This is a genomic window from Fervidicella metallireducens AeB (genome assembly GCF_000601455.1).
Taxonomy (GTDB): Bacteria; Bacillota; Clostridia; order Clostridiales; family Caloramatoraceae; genus Fervidicella; species Fervidicella metallireducens.
The window spans coordinates 51011-73188 of the sequence record NZ_AZQP01000005.1; the positions used below are offsets into that span (position 1 = coordinate 51011).

Below are 22178 nucleotides of genomic sequence, written 5' to 3' on the forward strand. Positions count from 1 at the left end.
AAAGAATGGCATAGAATATAATTTCGATTCAATGAAGATAATGGGAATAATCAATGCAACACCGGATTCCTTTTTTAAGGATTCCAGGGTTTCAGATGAGGAAAGTGCTTTGAAAAGAGCCCTTAAAATGATTGAAGAAGGGGCAGATGTAATCGATATTGGTGGTGAATCAACTAGACCAGGTTCTGAACCTATTGGGGAAGAAGAGGAGATAAACAGAGTTGTTCCACTTATAAAGGCAATAAGAAATGTAAATAAAGATATATTAATTTCAGTTGATACATATAGAGCAAAAACTGCTGAAGAAGCTATTAAGGCAGGAGCAGACATTATAAATGATATAAGCGCAATGACATTTGATGAAAATATGGCTGATGTCGCAGTAAAATATAATGTACCGGTTATTTTAATGCATATAAAGGGTACTCCAAAGGATATGCAGAAGAATCCACATTATAATGATGTTGTAATGGAGGTTAAGGAATTTTTTAAAAACAGAATTGACTATGCATTATCAAAGGGGATATCGAAGAAAAAGATAATATTAGATCCCGGTATAGGATTTGGAAAGCTATTTGAACATAACATTGAGCTTATAAAAAGAATAGATGAATTTCATAGTCTTGGATGTCCCATATTACTGGCTGTTTCAAGGAAATCAAGTATCGGAATGGCACTTGGCAATTTACCGCCAGAAGAAAGACTAGAGGGAACAATAGCTGTAACTTGCTTTGCAGCTCTTAAGAATGTCGAAATGGTCAGGGTACATGATGTTAAAGAGAATAAAAGGGCTGCGATGATGATTGAGGTGTTAAAATGAATACTGCTTACATAGCTTTTGGAAGTAATATAGGTGACAGCTATTCAACAATTGAGAAGGCTTTGAGGCTTATTGAGGAAAGGGGTATGAAGATAACAAAGGTTTCAGAAATAATTGAAACGGAACCCTATGGTTATAAAGAACAGCCTAAATTTGTAAATGGTGCTATCGAAGTTAAAACCAGACTTAGTTGCAGAGAGGTACTTTTGACACTCCTACAAATAGAAAAGGATTCAGGAAGGGTTAGAGAGTTTAAATGGGGTCCACGGAATATTGATTTAGATGTAATACTATATAACGATGAAATTTATGACGAAGAAGACCTTAAGGTCCCCCATCCAGATATGCAGAACAGGGATTTTGTATTAAAACCATTGAAGGATATCTGTCCTGATTATGTTCATCCAGTCCTTAAGAAAAGCATAGCACAGCTATTATATGATTTAGAAAATAGTGATAGGAAATAGCGGTGCCGATGAACAAACTGGGAGAAACAGGGATAATCATGTTAATAAAGTATGAATAATAATATCAATGGGTTTAATTTAAAAACCCCAAGTCTTATAATGTTAAATTGTGAGAAACAATTTATGTTTTGTATAAAGGTGGGGAAAAGATGAAAAAAATTGCTGGATTATGTTTAAACTCTATTGATGTTTTTGTTTTTATTGCTTTGATGCTTATAAAATTAATAAGTTTCAATTATGCTATAAAACTGCCTCAGGTTGGTAACATAAATTTGATTTTAGGCTGTTTAGGTTCTGTAATGGTTATTTCTTCCTTAGGCTGCTTTTTTAATCAGAAAAGGAGATTTAAGTTTCTTTTAATATCTGATTTTGTAATAAGTTTTATATTGATGAGTGATCTTGTATATAACAGATATTTTTTAGATGTTACATCAGTTGCATTAATTAAACAGGCAAGGCTTGTAGGTGAAGTTAAGGACAGTGTTGCTGAACTGTTCAAATTAAAGGATTTAATTTACTTCATCGATATAATTTTAATTTTGCCCTTTCATAGAAGGATAAAAGCTAAACTTCAAACTGTAAAACCAAATAATTTTAAGAGAAGGATAGCATTAATTACTGTATTATTAGTTACAGGGTATTCATTATCCTATAACAGTGCATCTGCACTTGAAAGAGAAATGCCAGGTCTTTTAAGGACCTTATACGATAAAAAATTCATTGTAACAAGGATTGGGAATTTGAATTTCCATTTTGTTGATTTTTATAGGTATATTTCAAACAACGTATTAAAGAAGGAAAAGCTATCTGAAGAGGAGAAAAACTCAGTTAAGCAGTGGTATGAAAATAAAAACAATTCAGAGTCATCTGTTACCAGTGCTTATATAAATCAAAAAATCAGTAAAGAAAATAGTGTCATAAAAAGATATACTGGAATTGCTGAAGGAAAAAACCTGATTGTGGTTCAACTTGAGGCATTTCAGAGCTTTGTTTTAAATAGAAAAATAAATGGACAGGAAATAACACCAAATTTAAATAAACTTATGAAGGATTGTCTTGTTTTTGATAATTATTACTATCAGACTGCATGGGGAGGGACTTCCGATGCAGAATTTCTCTCCAATACTTCATTATTGCCTGCTAGGGAAGGTTCTGTATATTATCAGTATTCAGGCAATAAGTATGAGTCTTTGGTGAGTCATTTAAAGGATAAAGGTTATTTTACTGCAGTAATGCATGCAAACAGACCTGCTTTCTGGAATAGAACAAATATGTATGCAAGCCTTGGATTTGAAAAATATGAAAGTGAACCGAATTTCGTAATTGATGATAAACAGGGTTTAGGGTTAAGTGATAAATCCTTTTTCAATCAGGCAATTACAAAGATGACAGGGTATAAGCAGCCATTCTATACCTTTTTAATTACTCTTTCAAGTCATTTTCCATATAAGGATTCAGCAAACAAAATAAAGGATATTTTAGATGTTGGTGATTTTGAAGGAACGACAATGGGGGATTATTTGAAATCAGTAAAATATACTGATGAGGCAATTGGTGAGTTTGTTGAATCTTTAAAGAAACAAGGACTTTGGGATAACTCAATCGTAGTATTTTATGGAGATCATGCAGCGATTCCATATGACAAAAGGGATTTACTTGCAAAACTTTTATATAATAAAAATGATTTAACACCATATGAATGGATAACAGCCCAGAAAGTTGTTGCAATGATTCATATACCTGGAGAGAAGATAAAGGGTCATAACAGTATGGCTGCGGGACAATATGATTTATACCCAACTCTTGCAAATTTCTATGGATTTAATCCTATGTATTCATTAGGAAGGGATTTGTTAAATTCAAAAAATGGATTTGTAGTTAATAGAAATGGTGTATGGCTTGACAATAACGTTATTTATTTAAGCAATGTTGATAAGGTTGTTGAACTGAAAACTGGTAAGGAATTAGATAAACAGGATTATTCACAGGAATTTGACCTTGCACTTAAGTACCTGAAGAATTCAGATGCAACAATAGAGCATAATTTAATCAAGGAATTTTTAAAGTAGCCTGCAAATTAATCTGCAGGCTCTTTTTTAACGTTTTTTGTTTGTTTTAAATTCAAAGGACATTTCGATACCACCAGCTGCAACTTTTTCTACAAGGAGCTGCAATTCTTCAGGTGAATTTATTTTTGCGTGGACATAAAACATCTTTACCTTTTCACCATATTGTTCAATTAATTGCTCCTCTGTGTAATATTTGATATTATTTTCAACAAATTCTTCAACTGTCATATCAATATCCTCTTTATACATTGAAGACATTGTTGCTTTTATGTAATCGAACATAAAAATCCTCCTTTTATTTTCTCCAGTAAATTTTAAACATTTAGATAAAAAAAGTCAATGACAGATGTTTATATTGTAAAGCAAACTGGTATTACACATGTAAAAAATTGGTTATGTAAACTTTTAGAAATATGAAGGAATTGGATTTATACATGTCGAATATTATTTTTATGGAGGGGATGGCCATGGCTGAAATAGCATTAATTAATGGGAAAGTCTTCAGTATGAATTCTAAAGATGAAACTTACGAAGCTGTTGGAATCAGTGAGGGAAAAATAAAACTTACTGGAACAACAATTGATGTTTTAAACAATATGACTAATCCAGAGGTTATAGATTTAAATGGGAAGATAGTCCTGCCTGGCTTTTTTGAAAGTCACATTCATTTTCTTGATTTTGCAAGAACATTAATTGATTTAGACCTTAAAAATATAAAAAACCGTGAAGAATTTGAAGATGTTTTATCAGCTTATTCTAAGGGGTTGCCCAAGGATGAATGGATTTTAGGGTTTGGTTGGAATGAGGCATATCTATTTGATGGTATTATGCCAAGCAGAGAGTTATTAGATGGGATTGTGCAAAACAAGCCAGTATGTCTGATTAAACAAGATGGTCATGCAGTTATACTAAACAGCTGTGCTTTAAATATTTTAAAGCTTGATAAATTTAAAAATACATTTTCTGATGAAAAGGCGCCAAGGGACAGTGATGAAAATTATACAGGGTTATTTTATGAAGACTTAGTTTTTAAAATATTGGGTATGATAACTGAAAAACTATCTGATGTATATTTTAAAACTGCCTTAAAAAGGGCGGATTATCAGCTTATTTCAAACGGCATAACCATGATAAATGATATAATGACACAATACCCTGTGATATATAATATCTATAGAACAATGCACCAAAAGGGTGAGCTTAATGTAAGAATTAAAGCTGGTGCACTTGGTGGTTCTAAGGAATATGATGAGTTTATGAATTTAAAAGGGGATGAGTTTTTATCAGTTGGGCCAGTTAAGTATTTTATGGACGGAAGCTTTGGTTCCAGGACGGCTTTATTGTTTGAAGATTATGAAGATGACATTGGCAATAAGGGAATGCAGAATATAACTGATGATAAACTATATGAGATAATAGAAGATTCACTGAAAAATAACATACAGATAGCCATTCATGCAATAGGTGACAAAGCAGTAAATAAAGTACTTAATGTATATGAAGATGTATTTAGTAAATACCCTAACAAGGAAGTAAGAAACAGGATTGAGCACATACAGATAATTAAAGAGGAAGATATAGATAGGTTTAAAAAACTTGGGATAGTTGCTTCTTATCAACCAGTTTTCAATCTTGAGAGCACACTTACAATTAATAGGATAGGTATGAGAAGAATAAAAGACAGTTATAGATTCAGGACATTTATAGAAAAAGATATTCCTGTAATTTTCAACAGTGATTGTCCATATGGTTCAGAATATCTTAGAAAAAAAGATGGAACTTATTTTAAAGGCTTTGAGCCAATGATAGGATTACATTGTGCTGCAAATGAGCTTAATTTAAACAGAAGGGAAGTTGTACCTATAAATGAAGCAGTAAGATGTTTTACCTTTTGGCCTGCCTTTGCTAATCATCTTGAAGATAAATTGGGAACTGTTGAAATTGGCAAGTTAGCTGATTTGGTTGTTTTAGACAGAGATATTTTTGAAATTGATAAATGTGAATTAAAGGATACAAACGTGGAAATGACCATAATAAATGGAAAGATTGTATATAAAAAGGATTAGCAGTTGCTAATCCTTTTTCACTAGTCAAATATAACCTTGTGATATTTTTTCTTTCCTTTTCTTACAAGTATGCTGTTATCTTCTAAGTCATTATCAGCAATTACAGCATTTATATCAGTTATCTTATTATCGTTTACATATAATCCACCCTGTTGAATAAGCCTTCTGCCTTCACTTTTAGATGGAATTACTTCAGCAGCTATAAGGATGTCAAGTATGTTTGTATTCAATAGTGATCTTGATACCGTTGAGGTTGGTACGTTTACTAAATCTCCTCCACCACCAAATAAGGCTTCAGCGGCTTGTTGTGCCTTATTTGCTTCATCTTCTCCATGAACTATCTTTGTAACTTCATAAGCAAGAACCTTTTTAGCTTCATTTATTTCCTTATCCTTCAAGGAACCAAGCCTTCTCACTTCATCCATTGGAAGGAAAGTAAGAAGTGCAAGACATTTTTCAACATCTGCATCGTTAACATTTCTCCAGTATTGGTAGAACTCGTATGGAGAAGTTTTTTCCGCATCCAGCCAGAGTGCACCCTTTTCAGTTTTGCCCATTTTCTTTCCTTCGCTTGTTGTAAGAAGGGTAAAGGTCATTCCGTATGCGGCCTTTCCTTCTTTTCTTCTAATCAGATCTGCACCAGCTATTATGTTTGACCACTGATCATCACCGCCAAGCTGAAGTACACATCCGTATCTTCTGTTTAACTCTAAAAAGTCATAACCCTGCATTAACATATAGTTAAATTCAAGGAATGAAAGCCCTTTTTCAAGTCTTTGTTTAAAACATTCAGCTGTAAGCATTCTGTTAACAGAAAAATGAACTCCAATTTCTCTTAAAAATTCTATGTAGTTGAGATTTAAAAGCCAATCGCCATTATTAACGATTATGGCTTTGTCATCTGAAAAATCAATAAATCTTTGCATCTGCTTTTTGAAGCAGGACACGTTATGGTCAATATCTTCCTTTGTAAGCATTTTTCTCATATCGGTTTTACCCGTTGGATCACCAATCATTGCAGTTCCACCGCCAATTAACACAATAGGTCTATGACCAGCCTCTGCATATGTGCCATTGCCATCATTGTTAAGAAATGTCCAACATGTAGACTATCAGCAGTTGGGTCATAGCCTGTATAGAACGTTATCTTCTCTTTTTCAAGAAGTTCTTTTATTTCATCTTCATGGGTAAGTTGTTGTATAAATCCTCTTTCCTTTAAAACATCAAAAACAGACACGTTAAAACCTCCTTGGGTAATCTACAAAAGAATAGGAAGTAATAAGCTAAAATACTTTTATTTCCTTACTTTTGTATATTCTATCAAATATATAAACACATTTCAAATAAAACAAAAATTTTGTTTATTCATGCTGGGTATAATCCTTATCAAAATTGATGATTACATTGTATTGGGGATAAATTTCCTTTATTTTTTCATTTACCTGCTCTGTTATCTCTTCAGCATATCCTACATTAAAGCTATTGTCTACAACAGCATCAAAAACAATGTTTTTATGCTTATTTTCGCCAATTATCCTGAAGTCATGATAGGATTTAATGCTGGGTATTTTGGATAATATCTCATCAATTTTTTCCTTTGTTTCATTTATTTCAACATCATTAAGATTTACTGGATCCATGTGTATAACAAGGTGTATACCAAGTTTTTTAGAGATTTCATTTTCAGCTTTATCAATTATTTCGTGGGCAGCCATAATTGGAACATCAGAAGGAATTTCTGCATGAATGGTTGCTATATGTTTACCAGCTCCATAGCTATGAACTATTAAATCATGGGTGCCCATTATAGGTTTATAGGATAAAACTTCTGAAATAATTGATTTTACAAGCTCTGGATCTGGAGCTTCTCCAAGAAGAGGGCTTATGGTATCTTTAACTAGGTTATATCCTGCAAACAAAATAAATAATGAAACAATTATTCCTGAGTAACCATCGATTGGAAAGGTGGTATACTTAGAGGCAACTAAAGATAAAGCTACAGTTGAAGTAATTATAACATCGCTGAAACTATCAAAGGATGTAGCATTTAAAGTTCCAGAGGAAATTTTTCTGCTCAGGACTTTGTTAAACATACCCAGCCAGACCTTTGTAAATACTGAGATAATAAGTACAATGAAAGAAATATAATCAAACACTAAAGGTGAAGGATTTTTTATTCTGTCATAGGATTCTTTCAGAAATTGAAAACCAACAAGGAGGACAGCAAAGGATACAACTAAACCTGCAATATATTCACCCCTGCCATGACCAAAGGGATGTTCCTTATCTGCAGGTTTATCAGCAATTTTAAAACCTATAATGGTAACAACTGCTGAACCCATATCTGAAAGGTTGTTAAAGGCATCTGCAGTTATAGCAACGCTGTTTGTTATTGTGCCAATAAAGAATTTTACAACAAATAAAATTATATTAACTACGATTCCCACTATTCCACCTAGCAATCCGTAGGCTTCACGAGAATTTTTTTTAGATTTAGGAATCAGTTTGTTTATAAGCCAATTTGTAAACATATAATCACTCCCCTAAGAATATATCCTTATTATTCCACACAATTAAATTTTAACACAATTTAAAAAAATAGTTATCGAAAATGTTGTTTTAGCATCTTTAGGTGTATAATATCTTTGTAAATAATTTTTTAATTTGAGTGTAATATTATGGAGGGGATTAAATGAAGCTAGGGTTGTGTTTAGTTGGTGGAGGTGCTAAAGGGGCATTTCAAGGCGGAGTTATAAAAAAATTAAAAGAAATGGAAAAATATCCTGAAATTATAACAGGAACGTCCATTGGAGCAGTTAATGGGTATTTTCTTTATAAAGACGCCTATTATGAGTTAGAAAGATTCTGGATGGAAATGGATGGAGAAAAATACCTGGGTGAACTAGGGAAAACCATAGACAATTCAAAAATTATAAATGAATTGATGAGCCTTGAGGGTAAAAATGAAAATATGGAAAAGTTTTTTGTCAATTATGTTAGTATAGAGGATAGAAAATTAGCTGAAAGGATAGTAGAAATCAATAACCTGAGTGAGGAAGATGCCATTAATGCAGTTAGATATAGCTCACTTTTACCATTTAGAAGTGAAGATAAAGGTGAAAATAAAGATTTGATAAGGGATTTTGATTCTCAAAAGCTTTTTCAGTTTTTTAAAGAAGATGTTTCAAATGGGGTTTATGATGGATATAACTTAGATGGAGGCATTTTAAATAATAATCTTCTTTCACCCTTTATTGATAACAGGGTTGATAAATTAATAATTGTTGGATTAAAGGATAACTATGTACCACCAGAATATATTTTTAACCACTATGATAAAGAGGAAATATTAATTATCTGTCCAGACATTAAGGTAAATCCTTATGATACCGTAAGATTTGAAAGGGATTTTTGTTCAGATATGTATAACAGGGGATATAGACTTACAGGTGAATTAATGAATTTTATATAGTAAATGAATACAATCGAACATAATTTAAGGAGGAGTGAAAATGTACAGAGAGATTAAGTTTTCTGAAATGTCAAAGGAATTATTAGAACAATTGCAGAAGGGAGCTTTTTTAACGGTTAAGGATGGAGATAAAGTTAACACCATGACTATTGCATGGGGTTCCTTAGGTTTTATGTGGTATAAACCAATATTTACAGCTATGGTGAGATACTCAAGATATACATATGAGCTTATTGAAAAAGCTGGGGAATTTACTGTAAGTTTTCCATTAAATGGTCAATTGAAGGAGGAGTTAGGTTTTTGTGGAACAAAATCAGGTAGAGATTTAGATAAAATAAAGGAATGTGACCTTAAAATCAAGGCTGGGGATGTTGTAAATACTCCTGTTTTAGACCAATGTGACCTGCATTTAGAGTGTAAGATAGTTTACAAACAGCCAATGGATGAGAAAAATGTATGTCAGGAAATAAAGGATAAAGCTTATCCACAGGGCAATTACCATGTTTTATATTTTGGAGAGATAGTAAAAGCATATATAAAATAATGTGTTTTAACAATCTAAGCCGGCATTATGCTGGCTTTTAATATTTTAGATTTCTATATGGAAAATAAATGTCATCTTATGCAGTGGATGTATATTTATAATATTCTATTTAAGTAAATATATAGAAATAATCGAGAAATCAGAGGAAATATTAGTAATAGCAAAAAAGTATTGCATATATATAAAATTAAATGTATAATTGTCCTTGTTGTTTTTTGAAAAGGTTAATTTTCATTAGAGACATTAACAATTACTAAACAACAGAATAAAAATTAGAATTAGTATTGAAAGGGGCAATTTACAATGGAAAAAAAAGAAATGGAGAAAGATAACATCTCACATGGCTTAAAAAGGGAAATAGGATTATTTGCAGCGACTGCAATAGTTGTTGGAAATATGATTGGTTCAGGAATATTTATGGCACCACAGGGACTTGCTTCAGTTTCAAATCCAAAAACAACGATATTAGCATGGATAATTACTGCAGTAGGCTCAATGTTACTTGCATTAAGCTTTGCAAAATTAGGTGCAGCTTATCCCAAAACTGGAGGGCCAATTGTATATACAAAGGAAGCTTTTGGCGAGTTTCCAGCATTTTTAATTGCTTGGACTTACTGGGTTGGTGCATGGGCAGGAAATGCAGCAATAATTACTGGCTTTATGAGTTATTTAAATTACTTCATTCCTGAACTAGGAAACAACAGATTATTGGCCTTTATAGTTTCATCTGGAATACTATGGTTCTTTACCTTTATAAATATCAAGGGTGCTAAAGAAGCTGGTATCGTTAGTATCATAACAACAGTTCTTAAGATTCTACCACTTATAATATTTGCAGGAATAGCAGCGTGGAATTTTAATCCAGATTATTTAAACACTGTTGCAAGTGATAAGGTTTCAGGAATGGATACCCTGCCAGCAGCAATAGCTATAACTCTTTGGGCATTCATAGGCTTAGAAAGTGCAACTGTTCCAGCTGGGGAGATTAAAAATCCAGAAAGAAACATAAAGTTAAGTACAATCTATGGAACGTTAATAACAGCAATTATATATATATTAATAAGTGTACTTGCAATGGGTGGTATGTCTCAGGGAGACCTTGCTAACTCAACTGCACCTCTTGCTGATATAATAAACAATTTAACAGGCTCCCACTGGGGGGGAACAATAATTGCCCTTGGAGCTATAATATCTACACTTGGTGCTACTTCAGGCTGGATTTTAACAGCAGCAAGAGGAGCATTTGCAGCTGGTGAAGACAAGCTTTTCCCAGAGATATTTGCAAAACTTCATCCAAAATACAATACGCCCCATGCTTCACTGATTATCAGTGGAGTTGCTGCTAACATATTACTTGTTATGAATTACGTTGGAAGTTTAACATCAGCTTTTAACTTTATGCTTTTACTGGCAACTCTTGCAGTACTTCCAGCATATACTTTCACAACAGCAGCTGAAATTATTCTGTTGGTAAAACATGATGATAGATTTAATTTAGGAAACTTTATAAAAAATTCATTTATATCCCTCTTGGGATTTGCATATTCAATTTATGCAATCTATGGCACAGGTGCAGAGGTTGTAATGTATGGTTTTATATTAATGCTTGTAGGAATACCTTTTTATGTATATATGAAACTTCAGAACAGGGGAGAGATTTCATTAGCTAAAAACATAAAAACAAAGGCATACGAGAATTAACCTCCAGTTACGAATGAAAGATTATCTTAATAAATATATATATGTTAAGGTGATTTTTTGGGAGGGATATTGTGATAATTACCACAACTCCTTATATTGAGGGAAAGAGAATAGTTGAATACAAAGGAATTGTGTGTGGTGAAATCATAGCAGGTGTTAATTTTGTAAAGGATTTTCTTGCAGGGATATCCGATTTCTTCGGTGGAAGATCAGGAACCTATGAAGAGGAACTGATACGGGCTCGGGATAGAGCACTTGAAGAAATGGAAAAAAGGGCATGGAAAATGGGAGCAAATGCAGTTATTGGGGTAGATCTTGATTATGAAGTTTTAGGTCAACATGGAAGCATGTTAATGGTAACTGCTTCAGGAACAGCAGTTTTAATAGAAGACAAACAGGAAAATTAATCGGCTTGTTTTTTAAAGGTAATAAGCAGACAATTGTTGACTGTCCCTCTTTGATGTATAATTGTTTTAAGAATTTCGAAGGGGGAAGAAATATGGTCAGGATTAATGAAAACTGCAGGGGATGCAAAATCTGTTTAAAGGCATGTATGTTTAAGGCTATAAGAATTGAGAATGGGAAAGCGGTCATAGATGAAAATAAATGTGTGTTGTGTTACAATTGCTTGAAAAATACTTGTCCTTTCGACGCAATCCAAGAATAAAAACAAAAAACTTGTGCAGCAGGAAAATGCTGCACAAGTTTTTTGTTGAAAAAAAGGGAATTGGTCGTATAATTATATAAGTAGGAATAAAAGAGGGGTGAATAGAATGAAGTTTTTAGTTCCTGTAGTTATTGGTGCAGTAATTGGATATATAACAAATTGGCTGGCTATTAAAATGCTTTTTAGACCTTATGAGGAAAAGAGGATATTTGGTATTAAAATTCCATTTACTCCTGGGCTTATACCAAAGGAGAGATTCAGGATAGCAAGGAGTGTTGGTGAAACAGTAGGAACCCATTTATTATCTTCAGATATGCTTGCTGAGGCACTACAAAGTGAAGGCGTAAACAAACATATAAGGGTATGGATACATGAAAAAATTGCAAGTATAAAGGAAAGCAACCTTACCATTGAAGAACAGCTTAAAAAGGTTTCAGGGGATGACTACGAAAAAATAAGGGCTTTAGTTAATGATAAAACATCAGATTATATCTATAATTTATTAAAAAAAGAAGAATTCCAAAGATTGCTGTCAGAAAATCTAAAGGGAAGCTTTGAGAATTCATATGATGAATTTTTAAAAGGTGATAAGTTAAGTCATTTAAAAGATAAAATATCAGATTTTATAGGTGAAACGACATCATCAGGTAACCTGAGTGAAAAAATTGAAATGGTTATACTTGATAAAGTAAAGGATTTGGAATTAGATGAAAGAAACATAAACGAAGTAATACCATCTGTAGTTATAAACACTGCAAAGGTATACATATATAATCATAGTGGTGAGATAACTGAGGCAATAAAAGATATAATGAATCAGGAAGAAAGCCAGCTAAAGTTTAAAAATGCAGTAATAAATCTTATTGAACTTAACTTTGGCAAAATGATTTCGATGTTTATGAATCCTGAGATGATAGCCAGCAAGATTCTTGTTTTTGCAGAGAATTACTTAGCTAAAGAGGAAAATCAGAAAAATATTTCAGTTATGCTTATAAATTCAATGGACAAATTATTAAATAAAAAAATTTGTGATGTTGTTTCTTCAATACCATACGAAACGAAATCACAGGTTGTAAGTGAAATTAAAAATTTCATAGTTAATTATTTAAATGATAAGAGTATGCGAGTAATGTTAATTAACTCAATAGAAGATAAAATCAGGGAAAAGGATGTAGTTATAAAGGGAGCTGTTTCTGAAATTATTGATAGAAAAGTTATAGAAGTAATTAATTCAGAAAAAACTGGCATAGAGATAAAAAATCTGACTGAAAAGGGTATTAACGTATTGTTGAACAAGCCATCAGCAATAGTTTTTGAAAAATTGGAAACACCAATAGGAAATCGATTAGTTAATGTATTAAGGGACAACGTTTTTAGTTTAATAAATAAAAAATCAACGGATATCATTGAGCTTTTAGACATCCCAAAGATAGTTGAGGATAGAATAAATAGTTTTGATGTTGAGTTTGCTGAAAAATTAATACTTGACATAGCAAGCAAGGAATTAAGGGCAATAACATGGCTTGGTGCTCTTTTAGGTGGAATTATTGGTATAATAACTCCATTGCTTCAATTCTGATAAAAATACTTATTAACGCGGAGAAAATACAGGATATCCGCGTTAATTCCTTTTAAAGCAGGATTAATATAATGATATAATTAAAATTCCTTGCATAAATTATATTTAAGCAAGGATTGAAAGTACCTAATGAAATTATTGTTATTGTTTAAAAAAACTTCTACCAACAACGTTTATGTAGTATAATATTTTCAAATCATTGTTTTGAGGTGAATTATGATAAGGACTATAAGTGTTGCCATTTATTTATTGTTCCTTCTGATTGGAACTATACCTTCATTAATCAGGGTTAAAAAATACGAGAAAGAAAATAAAATTCATGAAAAATATGAATTAGTTCATAGGGTTGCCCATAATTTTGGGAAAAAAATGATTGACTGTACTGGCTCTAAGGTTAGGGTAACAGGATATGAAAATATACCAAAGGATGAAACGGTTGTATTTATTGGAAATCATCAGGGCAATTTTGATATTCCTCTGCTTCTAGGCTATATAGATAAACCAATAGCTTATATTGCAAAAATCGAAATAATGAAGCTTCCTATAGTAAGGGACTGGATGAAATATATGAGATGTGTATTTATAGATAGAAAAGACCCAAGGCAATCATTAAAGGCAATAAGTCAGGGTGTAGAATATATAAAAGAAGGTCAGTCCATGGTAATTTTCCCAGAGGGAACCAGAAGCAAAGGGGATAAAATAGGTGAGTTTAAGCCTGGAAGCTTAAAACTGGCAACCAAGGCAGGAACCACAATAGTACCATTTACAATAAAGGGTACATACAAGATATTTGAAGCTAACAAAAATAAAATAAAACCAGCCGAGGTTGAACTGATTATTCATCCTCCTGTTTATACAAGTGGGCTATCAAAGGAAGAATTAAATGAATTACCAGATAAAATAAAGGAAACTATTACATCTGCTTTAAAGTAATTAATGACTTTAATTATCTACCTAATTAATATATAATATTTGTAAACAAATTTTTTGCATATTTTATGGAGCATGGAATGCTCCTTTTTTGGTGAAGCGATGGGAGGATATTAAATGGATAAAAACATAGGATTTATAGGCTGCGGCAATATGGCAAAGGCAATAATAGGAGGTATAGTTAATTCAAAGCTTGTTTCACCTGAAAATATAATGGCTAGTAATCCTAGTAATAAATCTTTAGACTTTGTCAGAGATAAGTATGAAGTCAGAACAACAAACAATAATCTGGAGGTAGCGGATTTTTCAGATATACTTTTTCTAGCTGTAAAACCCAATAAATATAAGGAAATAATTTGCCAGATAAAAAATAGTGTTAAAAAAGATGTTATTATTGTTTCCATTGCTGCAGGAATAACAATAGAAACTATGGAGAGTTATTTTGAAAGGGATATTAAAATAGTTAGAACAATGCCAAATACTCCAGCACTTGTTGGAGAAGCAATGAGTGCTATCTGTGGAAATTACATTGTTTCAAGTGAAGAACTTGCTACCATAGTAAAGATATTTGAAAGCTTCGGAAAAACAGAAATAATTGAAGAAAGGCTTATGGACGCAATACCTTCTATAAGTGGTTCTTCACCAGCATATGTATATATGTTTATTGAAGCACTAGCTGATGGAGGAGTACTTAGGGGAATACCTAGGGAAAAAGCGTACAAGCTAGCAGCACAGGCAGTATTAGGTGCAGCCAAGATGGTTTTAGAAACAGGAAAACATCCAGGGGAATTAAAGGATAGTGTCTGCTCACCTGGAGGGACTACTATAGAAGCTATATATACTTTAGAAAAGAATAATTTCAGAGGTACAATAATATCAGCAATGGAGAGCTGCACAGAGAAGGCAATAAAAATGTCTAACAGCAATAAGTGAAGATGAATTTTGTACCAGATAATAATACCAATTGATAAGAAATATACTTTAATTAAGGGGGGATAATGTGGCTAAGATAAGAGTCGTTGTGGATAGTACAGCGTATTTTACAAAAGAATATGTATCAGAAAATAATATAGATGTAGTTCAATTGAAGGTAGAATTTGGCGGAGTAACTAAAGATGAAGGATTTCCCGGTGAGTTTGAGGAATTTTATAACAAGCTGAAAAACTCTACAGATTTCCCCGTAACTTCTCAACCTCCAGTTGGAGCATTTGTTAAAGTATTTCAGGATGCAGTTGATAATGGAGAGGAAGTTATAACTTTAACCTTTTCATCTAAACTTAGCGGAACATATAATTGTGCTAAACTGGCAGCAGAAATGGTGGCACCAGATAAAATTACAGTGATTGATTCTGAGAGTGCAGTTGCAGTGCATAGATTTTTAGCTGAAATTGCTGTTGACCTTGCAAAGGAAGGAAAAACAAGGGAAGAAATAATTAAGGCAATTGAAGATCAAAAAACAAGGATGGGAATTCACTTAACAGTTGGAAGTCTTGAATATATGAAAAGAGGAGGAAGGCTTTCAGGGGCAAAGGCTCTTGTTGGTACTCTTTTAAACATAAAACCCATAATTGGACTTGTAGATGGGCTGTTGATTCCTGTTGAAAAGGTAAGGGGAAAAAATAAGGCCATTGAAATGATGATTTCAAAGATACCAGATGATGTAAAGAAAATAAGCATTGGTCAGGTATTAAACATGGAAGAAGCAAACAGGGTTAAGGCTATTTTAGAGGAAAAATTTAAAGATGCTGAAGTTACAATATATGAGGTAGGACCAGTAATTGGTTCTCATCTTGGGCCTGAAACTATAGGTCTATGTTATATCTGGTGATTGTGTATAGAATAAATTTAAGTTTAAAGCAGCTATTCAGCTGCTTTTTACATGAAAATTTATATTGATTTTAAGTAAATTTTGGTATACACTTTAAAAGTTGTGATGACATAATTTAAAGAAGTGATTTAAACATAGATTATAAGAGATAATAATATTAAGCAATATATACTGAAAAGAAGGGCGGTTAAATAATGGCAGATAACTTTTTACAGTTAGGTATAAAGGAAAATTTAACAGACATATTGAAGAAAAATGGAATAACTAAACCTATGCCAATTCAGGAGCAGACTATTCCCCTTATTTTAAAGGGAAAGGATGTAATTGGAGAGGCACAGACAGGAACAGGAAAAACCCTTGCATTTTTGCTTCCTATAATTCAGAAAATAAACCCAAAACTTCCTTATGTTCAGGCATTGATTATATCTCCTACAAGGGAATTGGCAATGCAGATAGCAGAAGAAGCAAAAAAACTATCAACTGTAAATGACGCAAAGGTGCTTTCTGTTTTTGGTGGTCAGGATGTTGACAGACAGCTTAAAAAACTTGATGGTAATGTACATATAGTAGTTGGAACCCCAGGAAGAATATTAGATCATCTAAAGAGAAGAACCCTTAATTTTGGAGGCTTAAATACCCTTGTAATAGATGAAGCTGATACTATACTTCAAATGGGATTTATGGAGGAAGTGGAAATTATTATACAAGCGACACCTAAGCTAAAGCAGACAATGCTTTTTTCTGCAACAATCCCAAAGGGAATTCGCTCAATATGCTCAAAATATATGAGAAAACCAGAAGAAATAAGGATAAAAACTAAAACAGTTACATTGGAAGAGATTGAACAGACTATTGTTGAAACTTCAGAGCGAAACAAAGAAAAGGCTTTTTTTGATTTATTAGAGGAGTATAATCCATACCTTGCCATAATATTCTGTGGAACAAAAACAACAGCACAAGAGTTAAATGAAAAGATGATTTCAAGGGGATATCTCACTGATGAGATTCATGGAGATCTTTCTCAGAATAAACGCTCACAGGTTATGAAAAAATTCAGAGAAGCAAAAATACAATATCTTGTTGCAACTGATATTGCTGCAAGGGGACTGGATATAGAAGGTGTTTCACATGTTTTCAGTTATGATATTCCACATGATGTTGAGACATATATCCATAGAATTGGAAGAACAGGACGTGCAGGTGAGACAGGAAAAGCAATAACTTTGTGTACTCCAAAGGATAAGAAATATTTAGATTTAATTGAGAAGGGAATAAACAAAAAACTTGAAAAAAGGGTTATTGAAGATGAATTTAAGTTTGAAGAAGCAAGTTATGAATTGGATAGCAGCAGAGGCAAAAAACCCTTTTCATCAAGACAGAACAGTAGAAGAAAAAAGTATAAGATAACTATGGAGGATATTTTTACCTCATCTAAAGGAAAATCAAAAAAGAAATAAACCTTACAAAAAACACCGATGAAGTTTGTTCCTCGGTGTTTTTAAAATTTTTTATACAAGAATTGAAGGAAAGTTAATTTAAATAAAGCGTAAATAAGATAAATGGATATAATTTAGGATAAAAATATAAAATAAGCTTTAATGTTGTTGTTTCCTTTATTTTGAAAAGTTGTTACATAAACAGACTTGTACTAAAATTAATCTATTGGAATAAGCTTAAAGTATAAAACTACATTATTAAGAAAGTAGGTCTTTATATGCACAAAAAAATATACTGTGGATTAGACGTTGGCTCAACAACTATAAAACTTGTTGTTATAGACAGTAACTATAATATTAAATATAGCAGATACCAAAGACACTATTCGGACATAAAGAATACTTTAAGTCGGATGCTCTGTGAAGCAAAGGAAAATTTTCCCTATGAAAACATAACGATGATGGTCACAGGTTCAGGTGGTTTATCAGTGTCAAAGTGGCTTGGAGTACCATTTATTCAGGAGGTAGTGGCATGTACAAAAACCATAGAAACTTTGGCAAAGGAAACTGATGTTGCAATTGAACTTGGTGGTGAAGATGCAAAAATAACTTATTTTGATGGGACTATCGATCAAAGAATGAATGGTACCTGTGCAGGAGGAACTGGAGCATTTATTGATCAGATGGCTGTACTTCTTCAGACAGATGCAATGGGTTTAAATGAACTAGCAAAGAAACATGAGGTTATTTATCCTATTGCATCAAGATGCGGAGTTTTTGCAAAGACAGACATTCAGCCTTTGCTAAATCAAGGAGCAAGAAAGGAAGATATAGCAGCATCTGTTTTTCAGGCTGTTGTTAATCAGACTATTGGAGGACTTGCCTGTGGTAAACCAATAAAAGGTAAAGTGGCTTTTTTAGGTGGTCCATTATATTTCCTATCAGAGTTAAGACAAAGATTTATTGAGACTTTAAATTTAAGGGAAGACGAGGTTATTTTTCCTGAGAATTCTCAGTTATTCGTTGCAATAGGTGCAGCTATTTCTTCAGTATCAGGGAAAGAAACTAAATTTGAGGTTTTAGAAAATAAATTGATAAATAGTAAAAATGAAGTTTCAGATGAAGTGGAGCTTTTAGGGCCATTATTTGAGAGTGAAGATGAGTATATAAGTTTTAAAGAAAGACATGGGAAAAATTCAGTAAAACGCAGAGATTTATCGACATATAGTGGTGATTGTTATCTTGGAATAGATGCAGGTTCTACAACAACAAAGGCGGTTTTAATAGATGAAGATGGACAACTTCTATACTCATATTATGGAAGTAATGGGGGAAGTCCTTTAAAATCAACTATAAAAATATTGAAGGATTTATACAGTAAACTGCCTAAGGATGCAGTAATTAAAAACTCAGCAGTAACAGGTTATGGAGAAGAATTATTAAAGGCAGGTCTTTTTATAGATATTGGAGAAATTGAAACTGTTGCTCATTACAAAGCAGCTGAGTTTTTCCTAAAGGGTGTTGATTTTATACTGGATATTGGCGGTCAGGATATGAAATGCCTGAGAATAAAAAATGGTGTAATTGATAACATACTTTTAAATGAAGCATGTTCTTCAGGTTGTGGTTCTTTTATTGAAACCTTTGCAAAATCACTGAATTTTGGAGTTGAAGATTTTGCAAGGGAGGCGTTATTTGCAAAACAGCCTGTTGATTTGGGTTCAAGATGTACAGTGTTTATGAATTCTAAGGTTAAACAGGCACAGAAGGAAGGTGCAACTGTTGGGGATATATCTGCAGGGCTTTCCTATTCGGTTATAAAGAACGCCTTATATAAGGTAATTAAAATAAAGGATCCAAAGGAACTTGGAGAAAAAATAATAGTTCAAGGCGGGACATTTAATAATGATGCAGTTTTAAGAAGTTTTGAGATTATCTCTGGCAGAGAAGCTGTAAGACCAGATATAGCAGGATTAATGGGAGCATTTGGAGCAGCACTGATAGCAAGGGATAAATGTGACAAAGCAAAAAAGAGCAGCATTATAAACATTGAAAAATTAGATGAATTTGAATTTAATCAGGATATCAGAAGATGTGGTTTGTGCGGAAACAACTGTCTTTTAACCGTTACCAATTTTGATGGAGAAAGAAAATTTATTTCTGGAAACAGATGTGAGAGGGCTTTAGGAATAGATTTAAAAACTAAGGACGTGCCGAATCTTTTTGATTTTAAATATAAAAGAGCATTTTTATATAAACCTTTAAGAAAAGAGGATGCCAAGAGGGGTATTGTTGGTATCCCAAGGGTTCTTAATATTTACGAGAATTATCCCCTTTGGTTTACTTTCTTTAATGAATTAGGATTTAGAGTTGAAATCTCAGATAGATCAACAAAGAGAATTTATGAAATGGGTATAGACACTATTCCTTCAGATACTGCTTGCTATCCTGCAAAGATTGTTCATGGACATATAATGAATTTGATTAATAAGAAGGTTGATTTTATATTTTATCCATGTATTCCTTTTGAAAGGAAAGAACAGGAAGAGGCTAATAATCACTACAACTGTCCTATTGTAACTTCTTATCCGGAGGTTATTAAGAACAATGTAGATGAGTTGAAGGAACGAAATATTAAATTTTTAAATCCCTTTTTACCAATAGATGATAAAAAGAGATTAATAAAGAGACTGGTTGAAGAATTTCAGGTTTTTAATATTCCACAAAGTGAGATTGTGTCTGCAGCTGAAAAGGCTTGGGCTGAACAGGAGAAATACAGGGATGATATAAGAAAAAAGGGTGAGGAGGTTTTAGATTACCTTGAAAGGACAGGAAAAAGAGGAATTGTTCTTGCAGGACGCCCCTACCATGTTGATCCAGAGATTAATCATGGTATTCCTGATTTAATAACCTCTTTAGATATGGCTGTGCTAACTGAGGATTCTGTGGCACATCTCGGTGAGGTTGAAAGGCCTTTAAGGGTTGTGGATCAGTGGGTTTACCATTCAAGACTTTATGCAGCAGCATCCTTTGTGGCTAAGCAGCATAATCTTGAGCTGATACAACTAAATTCCTTTGGTTGCGGCCTTGATGCTGTAACAACTGATCAGGTAAATGAGATATTGGCAGCATATGAAAAAATATATACTGTTTTAAAGATAGATGAAGGGAATAATCTAGGAGCTGTAAAAATTCGTCTCCGTTCATTAAAGGCTGCCCTTGAGGAAAGGGATAATTTAGGATTTAAGCCAAGGAAAACAGGGGAAAATAGTGAGAGAATAATTTTTACAAAGGAAATGAAAAAAGCACATACAATCCTTGCACCACAGATGTCTCCTATACATTTTGAATTATTGCAGGAAGCCTTCAGCGTTTCAGGATACAATTTCGAGGTACTTGGTTCTACTGACAGAAGCTGTATAGAAGAAGGACTGAAGTATGTAAATAATGACGCCTGCTATCCATCCATTATTGTTATTGGACAAATAATTGCTGCTTTAAAATCAGGAAAGTATGATTTAAATAATGTTTCGGTAATGATTTCCCAGACTGGGGGAGGATGCAGGGCAACAAATTATATAGGTTTCTTAAGAAAAGCTTTAAAGGATGCTGGATTTGAAAAGATACCAGTAATATCATTAAATGCTGTTGGACTTGAGAAAAATCCAGGTTTTAAAGTAACCATGCCACTGTTAAACAGGGCGTTAATGGCTTTAATTTATGGGGATCTATTTATGAGAGTTGTCTACAGGGTAAGACCATATGAAAAGATACCGGGTTCAACAAATATGCTTCATGAAAAATGGGTACAAAAGTGTAAAGAATCTATAAGAAATGGAAAGTTAAATGAATTTAACAGAAATATATGGCAAATAGTTTCTGATTTTGACAACATCGAGATAAAAGATATTAAAAAGCCGAGGGTTGGAGTTGTTGGTGAAATACTGGTTAAATTTCATCCTATGGCAAATAATGATGTTGTAAAAATTATTGAGGAAGAGGGAGCAGAGGCAGTTGTTCCTGATTTAACAGACTTTTTATTGTATAGTGCATATGATGCAGATTTTAAATATACTCACTTATCAGGAAGCAAAAGGTCACAGATATTTGGAAAACTGGCTATAAAGGTAATTGAGTTTTACAGAAAAGAGATGAAAAAGGCCCTTGCATCAAGTAAAAGATTTGAAGCACCAAAATCAATTGAGCATCTGGCAGAAATGGCTTCAGATATATTATCTATAGGTAATCAGACTGGAGAGGGATGGTTCTTAACAGCAGAAATGCTTGAACTTATTGAAAGCGGTGTTCCAAATATTTTATGTTTACAGCCCTTTGCATGTCTGCCTAATCATGTCTGTGGAAAGGGCATGATTAAGGAACTTAAACGTAGATATTCAAAGGCTAATATCTCAGCAGTTGACTATGACCCAGGAGCAAGTCAGGTTAACCAGCTGAACAGAATAAAATTAATGATGTCCGTTGCATTTAAGAATATGAACAAAGATACTCAGGAAGACACTAATTTGCTAGAAGTTGCAAGTACTAGGGAGTGATTTAAAAAATCTCAGTTATTTATTATTGACATAAATAACTGAGATT

General features: G+C 32.9%; 17 protein-coding genes and 1 pseudogene. 15 read left to right on the forward strand and 3 right to left on the reverse strand.

Annotation, left to right across the window (positions count from 1 at the left end; genetic code table 11):
• Positions 1-31 precede the first annotated feature (31 nt).
• The 3 genes from folP to Q428_RS02720 all read left to right on the forward strand — a co-directional run bounded on the left by folP (position 32) and on the right by Q428_RS02720 (position 3356).
• Positions 32-820: a dihydropteroate synthase gene (gene folP / locus Q428_RS02710; protein WP_051514856.1), complete on the forward strand. Its 789-nt coding sequence runs from the start codon at positions 32-34 to the stop codon at positions 818-820.
• The gene (gene folK, locus Q428_RS02715; RefSeq protein ID WP_035377947.1) at positions 817-1287 is read left to right on the forward strand and encodes a 2-amino-4-hydroxy-6-hydroxymethyldihydropteridine diphosphokinase; all 471 of its coding nucleotides are present in this window, start codon (positions 817-819) and stop codon (positions 1285-1287) included. The genes folP and folK overlap by 4 nt, the downstream gene beginning before the upstream one ends.
• Before the next feature lie 149 nt (positions 1288-1436).
• Complete coding sequence (locus Q428_RS02720; RefSeq protein WP_035377949.1) at positions 1437-3356, forward strand: LTA synthase family protein; 1920 nt, start codon at positions 1437-1439, stop codon at positions 3354-3356.
• A 27-nt stretch (positions 3357-3383) separates the two neighbouring features.
• On the opposite strand, the gene Q428_RS02725 is transcribed toward Q428_RS02720, so the two are convergent.
• Complete coding sequence (locus tag Q428_RS02725) at positions 3384-3638, reverse strand: hypothetical protein (RefSeq protein ID WP_035377951.1); 255 nt, start codon at positions 3636-3638, stop codon at positions 3384-3386.
• Positions 3639-3823: 185 nt separating this feature from the next.
• Between Q428_RS02725 and Q428_RS02730 the strand changes: the two genes are divergently transcribed.
• Positions 3824-5422 (forward strand): amidohydrolase, encoded by a 1599-nt coding sequence (locus tag Q428_RS02730; RefSeq protein ID WP_035377953.1) that lies wholly within the window; start codon positions 3824-3826, stop codon positions 5420-5422.
• A 20-nt stretch (positions 5423-5442) separates the two neighbouring features.
• Here the strand turns inward: Q428_RS02730 and tyrS are convergent.
• A pseudogene (tyrS, locus tag Q428_RS02735) lies at positions 5443-6680 on the reverse strand (tyrosine--tRNA ligase).
• A 103-nt stretch (positions 6681-6783) separates the two neighbouring features.
• Positions 6784-7953 (reverse strand): cation diffusion facilitator family transporter, encoded by a 1170-nt coding sequence (locus Q428_RS02740; RefSeq protein WP_035377954.1) that lies wholly within the window; start codon positions 7951-7953, stop codon positions 6784-6786.
• A 161-nt stretch (positions 7954-8114) separates the two neighbouring features.
• Here Q428_RS02740 and Q428_RS02745 point away from each other — a divergent pair, with 161 nt between their 5' ends.
• From Q428_RS02745 to Q428_RS02795, 11 genes are all read left to right on the forward strand, one after another.
• Complete coding sequence (locus Q428_RS02745) at positions 8115-8894, forward strand: patatin-like phospholipase family protein (RefSeq protein WP_035377959.1); 780 nt, start codon at positions 8115-8117, stop codon at positions 8892-8894.
• Positions 8895-8934: 40 nt separating this feature from the next.
• Positions 8935-9438 (forward strand): flavin reductase family protein, encoded by a 504-nt coding sequence (locus Q428_RS02750; protein WP_035377960.1) that lies wholly within the window; start codon positions 8935-8937, stop codon positions 9436-9438.
• Positions 9439-9741: 303 nt separating this feature from the next.
• Complete coding sequence (locus tag Q428_RS02755) at positions 9742-11139, forward strand: amino acid permease (RefSeq protein WP_035377961.1); 1398 nt, start codon at positions 9742-9744, stop codon at positions 11137-11139.
• Positions 11140-11210: 71 nt separating this feature from the next.
• Positions 11211-11546: a putative heavy metal-binding protein gene (locus Q428_RS02760; protein ID WP_035377962.1), complete on the forward strand. Its 336-nt coding sequence runs from the start codon at positions 11211-11213 to the stop codon at positions 11544-11546.
• 92 nt (positions 11547-11638) lie between these two features.
• Complete coding sequence (locus tag Q428_RS14775; protein ID WP_161633580.1) at positions 11639-11806, forward strand: 4Fe-4S dicluster domain-containing protein; 168 nt, start codon at positions 11639-11641, stop codon at positions 11804-11806.
• Between the two features lie 106 nt (positions 11807-11912).
• Positions 11913-13385 carry a DUF445 family protein gene (locus Q428_RS02770; RefSeq protein WP_035377963.1) on the forward strand — a complete coding sequence of 491 codons (1473 nt, stop codon included), beginning with the start codon at positions 11913-11915 and terminating at the stop codon, positions 13383-13385.
• 216 nt (positions 13386-13601) lie between these two features.
• Positions 13602-14318, forward strand: coding sequence for a lysophospholipid acyltransferase family protein (locus Q428_RS02775; protein WP_035377964.1), 717 nt, complete (start codon positions 13602-13604; stop codon positions 14316-14318).
• Between the two features lie 114 nt (positions 14319-14432).
• Positions 14433-15248, forward strand: coding sequence for a pyrroline-5-carboxylate reductase (proC, locus tag Q428_RS02780; RefSeq protein WP_035377965.1), 816 nt, complete (start codon positions 14433-14435; stop codon positions 15246-15248).
• 67 nt (positions 15249-15315) lie between these two features.
• Positions 15316-16143 carry a DegV family protein gene (locus Q428_RS02785; RefSeq protein WP_035377966.1) on the forward strand — a complete coding sequence of 276 codons (828 nt, stop codon included), beginning with the start codon at positions 15316-15318 and terminating at the stop codon, positions 16141-16143.
• A gap of 194 nt (positions 16144-16337) precedes the next feature.
• Positions 16338-17600 (forward strand): DEAD/DEAH box helicase, encoded by a 1263-nt coding sequence (locus tag Q428_RS02790; RefSeq protein WP_051514853.1) that lies wholly within the window; start codon positions 16338-16340, stop codon positions 17598-17600.
• Between the two features lie 257 nt (positions 17601-17857).
• Positions 17858-22132 (forward strand): 2-hydroxyacyl-CoA dehydratase, encoded by a 4275-nt coding sequence (locus Q428_RS02795; RefSeq protein ID WP_035377968.1) that lies wholly within the window; start codon positions 17858-17860, stop codon positions 22130-22132.
• Positions 22133-22178: the final 46 nt, after the last annotated feature.

Bases quoted from the DNA above. Each gene is read 5' to 3' on its own strand.
- Q428_RS02755 (WP_035377961.1), top strand. From the start codon at position 9,742: ATGGAAAAAAAAGAAATGGAGAAAGATAACATCTCACATGGCTTAAAA.
- Q428_RS02725 (WP_035377951.1), bottom strand. From the start codon at position 3,638: ATGTTCGATTACATAAAAGCAACAATGTCTTCAATGTATAAAGAGGAT.
- folP (WP_051514856.1), top strand. From the start codon at position 32: ATGAAGATAATGGGAATAATCAATGCAACACCGGATTCCTTTTTTAAG.
- folK (WP_035377947.1), top strand. From the start codon at position 817: ATGAATACTGCTTACATAGCTTTTGGAAGTAATATAGGTGACAGCTAT.
- Q428_RS14775 (WP_161633580.1), top strand. From the start codon at position 11,639: ATGGTCAGGATTAATGAAAACTGCAGGGGATGCAAAATCTGTTTAAAG.
- proC (WP_035377965.1), top strand. From the start codon at position 14,433: ATGGATAAAAACATAGGATTTATAGGCTGCGGCAATATGGCAAAGGCA.
- Q428_RS02745 (WP_035377959.1), top strand. From the start codon at position 8,115: ATGAAGCTAGGGTTGTGTTTAGTTGGTGGAGGTGCTAAAGGGGCATTT.
- Q428_RS02790 (WP_051514853.1), top strand. From the start codon at position 16,338: ATGGCAGATAACTTTTTACAGTTAGGTATAAAGGAAAATTTAACAGAC.
- Q428_RS02775 (WP_035377964.1), top strand. From the start codon at position 13,602: ATGATAAGGACTATAAGTGTTGCCATTTATTTATTGTTCCTTCTGATT.
- Q428_RS02720 (WP_035377949.1), top strand. From the start codon at position 1,437: ATGAAAAAAATTGCTGGATTATGTTTAAACTCTATTGATGTTTTTGTT.
- Q428_RS02770 (WP_035377963.1), top strand. From the start codon at position 11,913: ATGAAGTTTTTAGTTCCTGTAGTTATTGGTGCAGTAATTGGATATATA.
- Q428_RS02750 (WP_035377960.1), top strand. From the start codon at position 8,935: ATGTACAGAGAGATTAAGTTTTCTGAAATGTCAAAGGAATTATTAGAA.
- Q428_RS02730 (WP_035377953.1), top strand. From the start codon at position 3,824: ATGGCTGAAATAGCATTAATTAATGGGAAAGTCTTCAGTATGAATTCT.
- Q428_RS02740 (WP_035377954.1), bottom strand. From the start codon at position 7,953: ATGTTTACAAATTGGCTTATAAACAAACTGATTCCTAAATCTAAAAAA.
- Q428_RS02795 (WP_035377968.1), top strand. From the start codon at position 17,858: ATGCACAAAAAAATATACTGTGGATTAGACGTTGGCTCAACAACTATA.